We start from the raw sequence: 13480 nt of genomic DNA on the forward strand, positions 1-13480 counted from the left end.
TCAAGTTTGGTTCAAAATTTTATAGCGAATATAATATTTTATTAAAATTCAAACGAGCCCTAAATTCTTTAAGGCTCGTTTGAATTTTAAGTTTATTCGAAAGTTACACTCTCACTTTTATTATTCCAATCAATTTTAAATATGATTGGATCTTTGGTTTTCTCAGAATCGGTCACCAATCCAGAAATCTTAAATGGTGTTTCCTGTGTCGCATAAGCCTTACCTTCTTGGTCGATATTCGTACCAGTTACACCATATACCAGATCATTAATTTGCGTCTCATCCCCAATATATGTGATGCCAAATGACCCTGTTGATCTCTGGAATGCGACATCCCAATGCTCACTTTTAACATGCTTAATATCACCATTTCCACATGCTCCTAATACAATCAAAAGAAAAGTTAAACAAATAACTAATGATAATTTTCTTCTCACATTACATCCCTCCTATCTAATAATAACCTAAAATGTGTATTTTGATTCAATATATGATACCTCGGTTAATTAAGAATCGGAACAACAAATCCAAAATTTAGGAGGAACAAGATGAAAAACAGAAAGAAGATATTTAGTTCGTTATTAGCAACAATGATGTTATTTTGCTCCGTATCTGCTGCAGCCGCTTCACCAAACGAAGAAGTATTTCCAAATGATTCAACCGTTCCAGAAGGCTTCAAAGTAATTAAGGAATATGATACCACTGACGAAAGTAATAAAGTTGATATGCAAGTAGCAGGACGTAGCTTTAACCCTGAAAATGAAATTAATACTAATAATTTTAGTACATCCCAATCTATCAACTCTACAGAAGAAGTAGATTATGATATTCTAACAAACGAAACATATATCTACAGAGATTTACAAAATATCGAAACAGGGGAAGTATTAACTCAATTTAAGACCGATATGGTAGTAGAAGCTGACCCCTTTCATTGGACAGGCGGGAACAAAAATAGCGACAATACAGTCAAATTAACAATTACATTGTACTACCATTCACAGACTAAAAATCGTTTCATATACAACGGTTTGGATAAAGCATACTATCGGTATGATAAAGGTACCAATTGGAACATAAATAATGCTATACCCTCAGGTACGAATTCATGCCAGTTAACCCAAATTGGTCCTGGAATCGACACAAAAGCAAAGAAACAAATCTCTAATTGTTCTCAAAATGGTGGTGCTATAGATTTTGGAAAAACTTTCTTAGCAACTGCTCCTTCAAGTTGGATCGATGTTCAAGATGGAGGATTGGCATCCGAAGTCGGCATAAAAGTTCAAGCGGGTTTTCTAAATCAGTCAAATAATAATAAAGTCTTCAACTATGGTTGGGATTTAAAAATTAGAGGTCAAAGTCCTATTTGACATTCTTATATTATATGGGAAGTTAAGGTCCAATTGGATCTTAACTTCCCATATTTTTTAGTTAGAATTTTGCATTATCTTGTTCAAAGAATTAACTTTAATGAGTTGGCCATACTCTCTATACCCTCATCGATTTTTATACGCTTAATTGTACTGTCACTAAAGCTTCTCCGAAAGAATAGTAACGTTTCTTTACGCAAGTAACCTTGAAGTATTCAAATACTTGCAGGGCTGCCGGGTCCTAATGAGCCTTTGTACCCGTTCAAGCTGCGCGTATAGAAGTCATATTTGTTGTACACCCAGCGCTGTTTCTCTATAGGAATCGTAGCGTTTGTCGTCTTGTTTACATCCAGATCTGTTTGACCGATGGTATGAGTAATTTACAATCACCCTCTTATTTAAGTTACTTGTTATCATTTTATTGATACGCCGCCGTATTATTGTAAGATTATAGACTGAGGTGCCCTCGCAAATATTCACCAAAGGTGAGAACAAACGCGTCAGCTATATTCGATGACTTGAGCCCTCGTTTTTTCATGTCCTTCTTACTTACAGTAGTATCTTGCCCTTACTGGTCATCGACCATTTTCTTACGGTCAATTGGGAAGTAAGTACGTCATCATCGGATAATTGTAAGACTGCAGAATCGTTGTTCATATAATTGCTCATGTTTCGTTCCAGTTGTCCCTTTATATCAGCTCACATTTCAGCGCCCAGGTTTTCATAATGTTCATCCAAAGGTGTTGATCCATTATTGATAGAAATAACTTTATAACCTATGGCTCTAGGAGTTGGATACCATTGTATCGAGGCGCGGGAAAAATAAAGGATGCGTAGCTACGATAATTAAACGAAAACACGCTCGTATACTGCTATTCTCATGCCGGATCGTACAGCATTGTCTATGAAAATTGTGCTCGGTTTGGTGATTTCACAATACCATACAGTTGCCTTCCTTACAGCCACTGTTGACCGCGGGAAGGAGTTCGCTTGCTATGCCTATGTCGCACTTGGTTTTGAAAATCTGCCATAGCAAAAAAAACGATCGGGTACCGAAAATACCTTGATAGTTTAATTTTTTCTATGCTTCAAACCTAACTTTGCAACCACGTGACATTCTTCGACATCCTGCGGGTTATTGTTTTCATCAGTTTAAGAGCAAATTTGGAATACCACCAACGATTCCGTACTAATCACTCTCAATGAATATCAATTCCTACTTTTTCAAAAATGGACTGGACTTCTCTCCCTTTCCTTCTTTCACGCGGAATGTTGAAGCCACTGATGGAAGAAAGATACCAATTCATAAAATGATAAGTGCTCAATCATAGGAATCGCAAATTGTAAAAATGCTGGTGTAAAGAAATTGTTCTTTATACCTTCTAAAGGAGTAAACTATTAAGTTGTTATGGAGGTATTTCATACTAGCCTCATTTGCATTTCACAAATGAACTATCCTATTTCTATATGAAAGTGGTCATGATGTTTGGGTTCCGGTTTAATTTTATCCGATGCAATATCGTATTTTTTATGAAATAATACTTTTTTTACTTGAGCGTTCTCAGTGCATATCTCCAGAAACTTTTTTTCTTCCTCTGCCGTCATCCCCGAATTCCTTATATCCATTATTGTCCCCGTTTGATGACTTTCATGTTCTGGAGTGTCTTCTCCGTCTATTAAAGAACAATCATTTATTTCAAGAATTTTGGATGAAGAAGTTGCTTTGCGGAAAGAATCAGCTAACTGACTGACCGTATTAAGTGCTTCTTTTGTTAACCACGAATGATCCAGCAAAAAATCTTTATCTTTAGCCATTCCATCCTTTGTATCATTAAAATTAATAAAGGCACCCCCGGCCGGCGAGTCTAAACGAACGAACCCCTTTGGTGAAACACCTATTTTAGCGGCCATTCGATTTCTAGAGCTTTGACCATAAATCCCATCCGCATTGAGATCCTCTAGCTTTTGAAATTGAATTAAATTCTGTTCGGTGTGTTCATCGAAGATCTCTGATAACACATCAAGGATTTCTTGAATACTGGTCCAGTCCTCACTTGAATGAGCTCTGTACTCCTTCAGGTTATTTTTTAATATAGCTACTTCCGCATGGCTATCGTCTCTTCGTAGAATTGATTTGTAGTCGGTTTTCCATACTTTATTTAAAGCTGCAGTACCAATTGCAGCTATATTTGCATGCCCCTTGGACATTCTCTCATCCTCCTTTTGCATTTATCTATCCAATAAATTTCCCCATAATTCTCATAAAAATTCATATTTGAGAATTAGCATAAATAAATCCATTTGTGGAACGATACCATTCGAATTAAGTTAAGGAGATGATAATGATGCCTGAACAGACTCGAAATGAATCCGGTTTTCAAGATCCTCCCATCTTGTTTACCAAAGAAGATGCTGATGATCTACCAAACAGTTCAACACTTCCTGAACTTGTAAGCAAATTTCTGAGCAGTGTTAATTTATCTAGTCAAGCCGCTGGAGAGATTCCTGAAATTGATGTGCAAAATATTCGCCTGTTAGGATCACACAACTTGGCTTTTGAAGAACATTCCGATCTCCAAATATCAGCAGAATCGCTTTCTGTTTTAACTTTGGGCAAACAGGATCATGACATTGCGTTGAACCTTTCCTTGAATACAAAGACCTCCTCCGATACCCTGAACAAAATATGGGAAGGACTTCTTGAAGGTAATGTTCATTTTGGCACGGCCCAGTTGGAGATAAAGTATGATTTGGCTAACCCTCAACGATTATCGGGCAAATGGAAAGAGAAACAAGGTGAACAATTGACGTTTCAAAATATTGCAGATGCTCTCGGTATACCGCACAACATTCCTGTTGAAGCTATGGGTTTAGACCTGCGTTTTAAATCAGTAGCGTTTGAACTGCAATTAGATCAAGGCCATTTTTTATTATCTGCTCGGTCGACTAGCCTAGGTGATGCTTTTTTTGCAGCCTCCAATGCGAATGAAACTTGGAACTTTGTATTTGGCATCCTGATTCCCCCCGGTAAAATGAGTAATTCACTTAACAAAATGACTGGTAATCTTCTTTCTGAAATTGGAATCGGCGAGGCCTGCTGTATCTATTCCACACTGGAAGAGGATATTTTTATGATTCCTGAATTACCGAATTTGCCGGATGATACTAAACCGTCTTTTGGGTTCTTGGGATCAACCACTATGAAAATTGATCGAGGGATTGTTTTTTGTGCTGATTTGTTGCTGTCTCAAACGAATAATCCTTTGCTTAAAATGATTCATTCAATAACAAAAGAAGATCATTTACTACTCCAGACTCCGCTTAGCCCCCCATTAACTGGACAGCGTTTTACTGCTCGTTTTCTTGAGCCCATTACTATTGAGGCTGGTGGAGCCTCCATTGTTTTGAAGCAACCGGAGATTTTATTGAATCTAAACCCCATGCAAGTTCAGTTGGAAGGCCTAATCGATGTGCCACTTGGTGCTGAGTCATTGTCTTGTACTGCTACGATTGAAATTGGAGAAACCCATGCTCAGTGTTCCGTTACAGTAAACAATGTGGATGAAAATGGGCAAACAAAATCACTTCCCTCCCCTCTTGGATTATCAGGTATTCAGCTGGATGAGGTTGCCGTCAACATGGGTTGGATATTCACTCCTCCTTCACTTTTGCTTGGTTTAGATGGAACCTTTCATGTTGTAGATCAGCCTTCTGGCATCAATCAGTTTGGAATAACTGTAGCTTTTCAGGGGTCGCTGATCACCCCCAAACTTTTTTATGGATACTTAGAGCAGCTGGACCTGGAACTCTTCTATAAAGCTGTAACAGGTAAACAACTTAATGCCCCTGCTTTTCTGAATAATCTCGCAGCAAAACAAGTTTTTATGTACTGGTCAGACATTACCAAGGAGTTACCAGACGGTACTCTAATTAATATAGGAACGGGATTTAACGGGTTTATCGATTTATTCGGGTTCAAAACGCATGCATCCTTGATGCTTTCTGACGGAGGAATTCAAGGAAGTGCCGAGGCAGCTCCATTTCGTTTGGGCAACTTGCTTACTATAGGTGGTAATGGTGAAGGAATTAGCTTGAAAGAGTATTTAGTCAACGGAGACTGGATTACCCTCAAAAAAGAACCAGAAGAGCAGTATGAATCTCGATTAATTACGTATATCCCCCCTGGCGGTGCTGTACTTCAATTTAGTACGGCGACTTCTCCTTATTTATATGCTAGTGCAAAAGTTTCTTTTTTTGATTTGATGGATCAGGAAATCGAGATTGAAATTAGTGATCAAGGCTTCCGTTTCGAATTGGAAACCGATATTGGCGGATTAATAAATACCAAATGGAGTTGCCAGCTTAACGATCAGGCTTTCAGCGCAGAAGCCAAGTTTAAGCTTGATTTGGATATTAAGGTCGGTCCAATAAAAATGCAAGGAATAGATCTTGGAAGTTTCGGATTAGATATTGAGTTTAATACGAGTGCTACAATCAGCGGCAGCCCCACGGAATGGACACTTAGCTTAGAAGGAGAATTCATGTTTGAAGGAGCAAATATTGCCATACCTAGCTTTTCGTTAAAAGCGGATACCCGAGCACTCAACGATTTACCCGGCTATATAGCGGACAAGATAGCAGAAGCTGCAAAAGACTTGTTTTCCTTTCCCTCTGCCAATGAAGTGCTTGAAAAAGCTAAGGAGGCTGGGCAACAAGCCATCAATAAAGCTGGAGAGAACGCGCAGGCTCTTATGGATAAAGCATCTACCGAGGCTACCAAGATTATTGGAGATGCGGAACAAGTCGGCCAAGCTATCGGTGCAGGCGTGGATAGTGCCATAGCGAAAGCGGATGAGCTCCGTCAGGAAGCCGCTCAAATTATAGCAAATGGCGTTGATGAGGTTAAAAATATTGCGCAAGACGCCATTAATAAAGCGGAAGAACTTCAAAAACAAGTTGAAGCATTCCCAGGAAAGGCTCAAGAGGAAATTGAGAAACTAGCTAGACATGCACAAGAGGAAGCCGATCGATTAATCCGCGACGGAGAAGAAGCAGTAAAACATGCTGAAGAACAGGCGAACCAATTTTTAGTCGATGCTAATGCAGAGTTTAACCGACTTAAAGACGCGGTTGTAACAAAGGTTGATGAGATCTTAAATGATGCTACCGAATATGCACAAAGACTGGAAAGCAAAGCAGCCGAGGTATGGGAAGATATAAATTCTTGGGCAATAGATGTAGCGGAAAAAGCAAAAAAATTCAGTCCAGGAAGTGAAATCAAAAAAACGTTTAAACGAAAAGGTTGGTAAATCACAAAACCTAGGAGGGGTTTCATGGCAACACTAGATAAGCTGTCTTCAGCAGCAATTTTAAACAAGGTAAGCGCAGAAGCGGCGCGTCAAATTGAAGCGGCAGCAAAAAAATCAGAGAACCTGATTAAAGAGGCAGATACAATCTCCGAAGCAGCCATTTTAAAGGCTAAGGAACAGGCAATAAGATTATTAAACAGGAGTCTCGATAATGTATTTCTGGCAGATAACCGCGGGATACGGATTTGTGATGCACTGGGAAAAGAGCTTAATCAATTTGATACTCCTACCTCTGCTTATGCCATGACGGTAGATCCGCTGAACAATAAGTTATATTTTATCATCGAGACAACTTCGCAACCTATTATGAACGGAGAAACACCTTCCAATAAACTAGTGGAAGTTACACTCATTGTGACTTCATTACATGGTAACAATACTGAGGAAATAAAAAAAATGCAGTATAACGTACCAATTGATGTAATGATAACCGGGGCATTAGATATTAGTCCGGATGACGGAAAAATCATTTGGATTTCACCTACCGGAAGTATTCAATCCATGAATACTCGAGGAGATGAACTTCAAGAACTTGCAAAAGCGAAATTTGATCCTCTAACCGAGGCTGTTCATGCGACTATCTCCGGTGCAGGGGACTTATTTTGGACTGCATTAGAAAGAGAAACATCCTCCGAGAAAGTTTATGGAATCTGGAAATTAGAAAAAGGCAGTAAAGAAATTAAGAAGTTAATTAGTTTTCCCCTTCCCATTGCTGCAAAGGAAAATGTTATTTCATCGAAAGTGCAAATTGACTTAGCCGCGGGAAAATTATATTGGAACAGTTATAAAAAAATTGAATCCATGAATCTGGATGGCACAAGTCCCCAGGTGGTTTATGAATCTTTGTCTAACATAACCGGCTTAGAATTGGATTCCCATTTAAACCGGTTATATTGGCTTGAACAAAATCATCTTTTGTACAGGTCTACTGTGGATGGGAAAAATATCGAACAGGCTATTTCATTTGAAGATAGTGAACTCGCTGTAAAAAGTATATACATCCGTACCAAAGCGGATGAGGCAGCAGGGATCCTTCAGGCAGCCCAGCGTGAACGCCAATTGGCTTCTCAAAATGTAGCCACCGATATTAGCCAGGCCAACAAAGAGGCATATGCCTACTTGTCACCTGCTCAAAAAGCCTTTCAGGCAGCAGACGCTGCATTTAAGGAGCAGATTGCTCCTGCTGTAATAGAAGCCGAGGAAAAAATAAGTACGGCTAGAACCCAGTATTCTGATAAAAAGGCCCAAGCCGATACAATATTAGGAAATGCAACAAACGAAAAGAATACAATTTTGAATCAAGCCAATGAAAACTATAAAAGCGAATTAAGAAAGGCGAAAGCAGAGGCAAAGAATATAGTACAGAAAGCTCAGGACAAGTTAGATGATGCCAATGCGCACAAAAACCATTAACGATGAGGAGACTACAAATAAAGTGAGTGAGAAAAACAGTTCATCGCATTTAGATCCACGTTTGCAAAAATCGCTTGCCCGTTCACAAGTGTCAGGAACCGAAACTTTTGAAATAGCAGAAGTGACAGACAAACTAATCTCTGTGATAGCTAAGGTTAAAGACCTTCAGACGTTTCTGGATCTTCCGGGCGTACATGACGGAAAGAGAATAACCGCTGCCCCAGATAAAAAAGGGGATATTGTTACTGCAAAAGTATCGTTATCAGAGTTGGAACAGATTCAGAAGTCACCGGTAATCGTCACCTTGAGCAGTACACAACCGCTTAAATTGATGCTGCGTGATACTCTTCAGGAAATAGGTATCCCTCCCATCCATTCACCTGAAACAAACGAAGGAAATGGAGTTATCATTGGTATTATTGATCGTGGATGTGATTTTGTTCATTCCAACTTTAGAAATAGCGATGGTACAACAAGATTGCTTTCCTTAATGACTCAAAAAGTAAATTTTAACGATGAGCACACGGAAGAAGTAGTATATACAGCTAAACAGATTAATGCTGCCCTTCAGAATCCTGATCCGTATCGCTCACTTGGATATGATCCAGGGTATGGTTCGCACGGCACGCACGTTATGGATATTGCTGCGGGAAATGGACTTGCAGACATGAGCCCGGGAGTTTCTCCAAAGGCGGACCTCATATTTGTAGAGCCTGATTATAGTGACATCAAAAACGGAGAGATGGGTTATTTAGGAGACTCTTTGAACCTTCTGAATGCTGTGAAGTATATTTTTGATACAGCGAGAAATTCCCCGTGTGTAATAAATATTAGCCTTGGAACTAATGGTGGTCCCCATGACGGGACTTCCTTATTCGAACAAGGGATTGATGGACTTGTAATGGAAAAATCTAATCGTGCGGTGGTTTTGGCCGCGGGTAATGCATTTGACGATAATGTTCATGCGTCCGGTACTGTTAAAGAAGGAAGTTTTACAGATCTGCAATGGGCAATCCTTGAAGGCGATACAACCGCTAATGAACTGGAGCTTTGGTATTCTGGAAAAGAAGAGTTTCGCGTTGAATTGTTGAATGGAGATAACCAAAGCCTCTTTAATATAGGCTTAGGAGAAAAAGCGGATCTCCCTGGTTTCTTTGCAACCCATATCAAGGGAAATAACGGTGACCATCAGGCGATGATTTTTGGTGCACCAAGTTCATTTGGAAACTGGACCGTACGAATTCATGGATTGAAAGTAGTGGATGGGACGTTTCATGCTTGGATTGAAAGGGATGATAATAATAGAGCAAAACAGCAGTTGTTTAATCAGTCCCATTTCCAAACCTCTGTTGATAATTCCTATACCTTAAATTCTATTTGCTGCGGGCAAAAAAGTATTGCTGTAGGATCTTACAGCGCCAAAAACAATTCGCTTGCTATTTCCAACTTCTCAGCAGCAGGTCCAACTCGTGATTGCCGTCATAAGCCCGAAATCAGTGCACCTGGCCAATCCGTCGCAGCTGCCCATTCCCGTATGAAATCCGAAGCTAAGGTTTCTTCAGGTACAAGCATGGCGGCTCCCGTAATTACTGGAGTTATTGCCCTAATGTTGGCTGAAGCAGCTAAGCGAGGGATTAAGCTTTCAATTGATGAAATAAGAAAGCTGTTATTCAGCACCATAAGAACAAATCCTCCTAGTTCTGAAGGATGGGATATACAATATGGTAATGGAAGAGTGGATGCATTAGCAGCAATAAATGCCGTTAAAGCATTGAGAATAGATGAGCCCCTCCCTATTCAGTAATATATTGGACCTATGTCAAAAAAGTAGACACTACGCTGCGGATTTGTCCGTAAATTTCATCGCAAAACGAGCAGGGGAAAGATACCCTAGCGCGCCATGCATTCGCTTGCGGTTGTAATAGAACTCAAAGATGGCAGTATAAGCCTCTTCCGGCGTCTTAAAACGAGGGCTGCAGTAAATGAGTTCCTTCTTTAAAATACTGTGCCATGACTCAATACAGGCGTTATCATAACAGTTTCCTCGGCGGCTCATGCTTGATTCCATTCCGTATGATTTTAGTTGCTCCACGTATTCTTTTGACGTGTATTGAGAGCCGCGATCCGAGTGATGGAGTAATCCCGGAGCGGGGCGTTTGGCCTTGTAAGCTTCCTCCAGTGCACCCATCACCAAACTGGTTTCCATATGGTTATATAGACGCCAGCCTACAATTTCACGTGTGCACAAATCCAGAACGCTGGCGAGATATAGACGACCTCCTCGGCAAGGAATGTAGGTGATGTCGGTAACCCATACCGTATTCGGTTTGGACGTTTTAAATTGCTGATTCAGCGTATTTGGTGCAAGGGGATGGTTGTGTTTGGAATCCGTCGTCTGAACGCGATATTTGGGCATGACCACAGAACGTAGATTCATTTGACGCATGTATATACTGACGGTACGTGAAGAGATTCGCAGCCCTTCTAAATGGAGCAGATACGTAATTTTAGGGCTTCCACACCGCATCTGGTGGTCGTAAAAATGATAGCGAATACGCTTCATGACCTCGTCTTTGCGGTTCTGCCGCATGCTGGTTCGGTCCATTCGCCATTTGTAATATCCGCTCCGTGATACTTGAAAGGTTCTGCACATCTTCTCCAAAGAAAACTCGGAGCGATGATCTTCCACAAACTGAAATCTTAGCTCTTTGGTTTGCTGAAGATGTGCACTGCTTTTTTTACAATCGCCAGTTCTTCTTGTGTATCCGCAAGCGTGTGCTCTTTCTCTTGAAGCAACCGGCGCATCTCTTGAAGCTCTGCTTCCAGTTCCTTCACTCGATCTACACTGGCAACAGGCTCATGTTTTAGTTCGCGGTACTTACTCATCCATTGGTGCAACGTACTTTTTGGAATGTTGAGTTCTTCTGCCAAATCTCCAAGTGTCTTCGTCTGCTCTTGAATGAATTTGACCGTTTGTTTCTTGAATTCTTCGTTATATCGTTGCCGCTGTTCTCCCATGTGGACACCTCCGTTAGTCTTATTATCCTTCCGTCCGTTAACGGGTGTCCACTTTTTATTCTAGCTCCAATATTGTCACTATATCCTCAACTGACAATTAACATCATGCAAAGTAAACCTCTATAGGATAGTAAAAGGTCTACTTTGCATGATGGGTATTTTAAATGTGGTACCCTCGCTTATTTTGAATCTTTCGGACGTTTTTGACGAGTTCCATTTCAATGACTTCAATTAACTATGTTATTTTTGGAACAACATTACTCTCGCTCGAATCATGTTTTAACAAGCGACTACTAGTATGTAAGTGGATCGCATACAGACACAGACACTCATCTCGGAATTACATCATCTGGGGACAAGTCCGTGCTCGCTCCCAAAAAGCTCTCCATAACTATTCGTTTTGGAGGGCATTCAGGAGTTCGCTGATTGTCTTGTTCATAACTTCCTTGCTGCCGACCTGCTTCATTTCAATTAACAACAGTCTAATACCATAAAAAAACCATACGTATTACAGTTTTAATTCTTTTGCAGCTTCAAGTAACCACCATGCAATTGCACTTTTAACAAATTCGCTTTCTCGGCTTAATCCTTCACTGTAAATGAAGTCGTTTACCTTTTCACGGACTTGATACTGTACACGCTCAAAAGCTACTTTATCACTATTGATACCGAGTAGTTTTGCTGTTTTATCCAACTTATTTCGATCAGCTATAGTGGTAAACAGCTGCGGAAAAATCATAATCTCTAAACGGTGTACGTAGAGAAGAGGTCTACCATTTTCAAATGAGATTCTGTTTAGCTGATCAATCAACTTAACATCTGCAATTTTGCTTATAAGACGATAGTCAAGCGGCTCTTGCAACCGTAATAAAAGCAAGCTTTGAATCTTATTCTGCACATCATGATCTTTAAGGAATAGATTATTGAATTCAAAACGTGTACTCTTAGCATTACCCTCTTTTGAAACGTCATTGGCTTCCGAGGCTGTCCAATACTTTTCGAATTTCGAAACTGACTCATTATTATTATTCCAATTTAAAATTTCTTGATGTAACTCTTCTAATAATTGTAATGCAGATTGCTCAATATGTTGGTTTTCAGGGTAAGATAATTCGTTTTTCAGTTTTTCATAAGCTTTATGTAAAAGCATTTTATTATCTTTCTGCATACTATCCCTCCATATCAAAGTGATCATAGCTAACTGGTTGGAAAATGGATCAAGCCCACATCTTTCAAAAGTACTATATATCCCAGGATAGAACTTTACAAGGTCAGTCTCTTCTCCGTAAGATCTCTTGCATCAGAAATCGTTGAGGATGTAAACAGAGTGTCCAACATACACCATACTCTTGCACCTCTGAAAATGTTACCCGACTTAACTTCTTCCTTTGGTGAAAATGGGACTCCCAGTTTGTAGACGATATAAGGTTCAGTAATCTCATCTTTTGATTGTTCACCAAATACAGTCTTCATATTGGTGACGATCTCATAACCTTCTACATGATGTATAGACTGTAACTTCCCGTCATAACGAAAAGCAATGTAATTCGGAGGCTCTTTTGGCCAACTTTTCCCTCCATATGGATGAAAATATCGCTTCTTAGACGTTACAATTTCTCTCCAGGTGATACTCCAACCCTCAGGACTTCCTGCACCGATTGAAACTACGTATACCAAATTGGAGTCGCGTTTTTGCATGGTCATCAAACTCCCCAAGTATTGATTAAGTTCTCTAAGTAATCTTTTCTCAGCATGGGTACCCGTTTTTTGAGCAGTTTCAGATAGTTCGTGAATGTTCTTCCATGACAGAGCATCTACTGATACTTTATCTATTACACTAGGAAGTTGTGATTCAAGATACGTTTTACTGCATTCGCTCAATACAACTATCTTTTTTAGCATACATAGGCTATTTTTGAAGGATTCCCGATTCACATACTTCTGTAACTGAGTTATGTCTGGTAAGTTCCACCCACGCTTAGCTTCAATTATAAGATGAAAATGTCCTTGTAGCTTAATCTCAATATCGGTGTATCCCTGGTTTTTCTCATATCCTTGCATAGTAATTTCCACTTCTGTGAGGTCACCTTGCCAGTTAATAATCTTCTGTAGCAATAGTCTCAAAAAAGAGGGGCATTGTGCTAATCCCCAAGCAACACTGTATGTGATATCGTTCTCGTGATGCCCGAGCAACTGGAAAACACTTTTTATCTCCCGATTTCTAAGTAGAAGTTTCGTCAAAGTAGTCTCCTTTCTAAATAATTATAGATTCATACCTGTGATAGGGAACAACGAAACAATTAAACTTAT

The 13480-nt window shown here is 39.8% G+C and carries 10 protein-coding genes and 1 pseudogene; 5 read left to right on the forward strand and 6 right to left on the reverse strand.

The features are described 5' to 3' along the window. Positions 1-92: 92 nt before the first annotated feature. Positions 93-437 carry a hypothetical protein gene (locus tag V6668_RS31330; RefSeq protein WP_100528017.1) on the reverse strand — a complete coding sequence of 115 codons (345 nt, stop codon included), beginning with the start codon at positions 435-437 and terminating at the stop codon, positions 93-95. A gap of 111 nt (positions 438-548) precedes the next feature. On the opposite strand from V6668_RS31330, the gene V6668_RS31335 reads away from it, so the two are divergent. Both V6668_RS31335 and V6668_RS32305 read left to right on the forward strand, forming a co-directional pair. Then, complete coding sequence (locus V6668_RS31335; RefSeq protein ID WP_338709066.1) at positions 549-1370, forward strand: hypothetical protein; 822 nt, start codon at positions 549-551, stop codon at positions 1368-1370. A 788-nt stretch (positions 1371-2158) separates the two neighbouring features. Next, positions 2159-2370 (forward strand): annotated as a pseudogene (locus V6668_RS32305) (IS30 family transposase); the annotation flags it as partial. Positions 2371-2822: 452 nt separating this feature from the next. On the opposite strand, the gene V6668_RS31340 reads toward V6668_RS32305, so the two are convergent. After that, positions 2823-3578, reverse strand: a complete 756-nt coding sequence (locus V6668_RS31340; RefSeq protein ID WP_338709067.1) for a peptidoglycan-binding domain-containing protein — start codon at positions 3576-3578, stop codon at positions 2823-2825. A 134-nt stretch (positions 3579-3712) separates the two neighbouring features. Here V6668_RS31340 and V6668_RS31345 point away from each other — a divergent pair, with 134 nt between their 5' ends. From V6668_RS31345 to V6668_RS31355, 3 genes are read left to right on the forward strand one after another with little or no spacing between them, the layout of a single operon-like run. Then, positions 3713-6679, forward strand: a complete 2967-nt coding sequence (locus V6668_RS31345) for a hypothetical protein (RefSeq protein WP_338709068.1) — start codon at positions 3713-3715, stop codon at positions 6677-6679. 24 nt (positions 6680-6703) lie between these two features. Continuing rightward, entirely contained in the window at positions 6704-8152 is a 1449-nt protein-coding gene (locus tag V6668_RS31350; protein WP_338709069.1) for a hypothetical protein, read from the forward strand. A 22-nt stretch (positions 8153-8174) separates the two neighbouring features. Next, positions 8175-9956, forward strand: coding sequence for a S8 family serine peptidase (locus V6668_RS31355; RefSeq protein ID WP_338709070.1), 1782 nt, complete (start codon positions 8175-8177; stop codon positions 9954-9956). A 30-nt stretch (positions 9957-9986) separates the two neighbouring features. Here V6668_RS31355 and V6668_RS31360 read toward each other — a convergent pair whose 3' ends face one another. The 4 genes from V6668_RS31360 to V6668_RS31375 all read right to left on the reverse strand — a co-directional run bounded on the left by V6668_RS31360 (position 9987) and on the right by V6668_RS31375 (position 13411). Further along, positions 9987-10841, reverse strand: a complete 855-nt coding sequence (locus V6668_RS31360; protein WP_338709071.1) for an IS3 family transposase — start codon at positions 10839-10841, stop codon at positions 9987-9989. An 11-nt stretch (positions 10842-10852) separates the two neighbouring features. Then, positions 10853-11170 (reverse strand): transposase, encoded by a 318-nt coding sequence (locus V6668_RS31365; RefSeq protein ID WP_036673079.1) that lies wholly within the window; start codon positions 11168-11170, stop codon positions 10853-10855. A gap of 508 nt (positions 11171-11678) precedes the next feature. Beyond that, positions 11679-12338: a hypothetical protein gene (locus V6668_RS31370; RefSeq protein ID WP_338709072.1), complete on the reverse strand. Its 660-nt coding sequence runs from the start codon at positions 12336-12338 to the stop codon at positions 11679-11681. A 95-nt stretch (positions 12339-12433) separates the two neighbouring features. Beyond that, entirely contained in the window at positions 12434-13411 is a 978-nt protein-coding gene (locus tag V6668_RS31375) for a hypothetical protein (protein WP_338709073.1), read from the reverse strand. Positions 13412-13480 lie beyond the last annotated feature (69 nt).

Source organism: Paenibacillus amylolyticus (assembly GCF_036894225.1).
Classification (GTDB): domain Bacteria; phylum Bacillota; class Bacilli; order Paenibacillales; family Paenibacillaceae; genus Paenibacillus; species Paenibacillus amylolyticus.

Coding starts and splice junctions, on each gene's coding strand:
- V6668_RS31340 (WP_338709067.1), bottom strand. CDS start 3,578: ATGTCCAAGGGGCATGCAAATATAGCTGCAATTGGTACTGCAGCTTTA.
- V6668_RS31370 (WP_338709072.1), bottom strand. CDS start 12,338: ATGCAGAAAGATAATAAAATGCTTTTACATAAAGCTTATGAAAAACTG.
- V6668_RS31350 (WP_338709069.1), top strand. CDS start 6,704: ATGGCAACACTAGATAAGCTGTCTTCAGCAGCAATTTTAAACAAGGTA.
- V6668_RS31335 (WP_338709066.1), top strand. CDS start 549: ATGAAAAACAGAAAGAAGATATTTAGTTCGTTATTAGCAACAATGATG.
- V6668_RS31365 (WP_036673079.1), bottom strand. CDS start 11,170: ATGGGAGAACAGCGGCAACGATATAACGAAGAATTCAAGAAACAAACG.
- V6668_RS31345 (WP_338709068.1), top strand. CDS start 3,713: ATGATGCCTGAACAGACTCGAAATGAATCCGGTTTTCAAGATCCTCCC.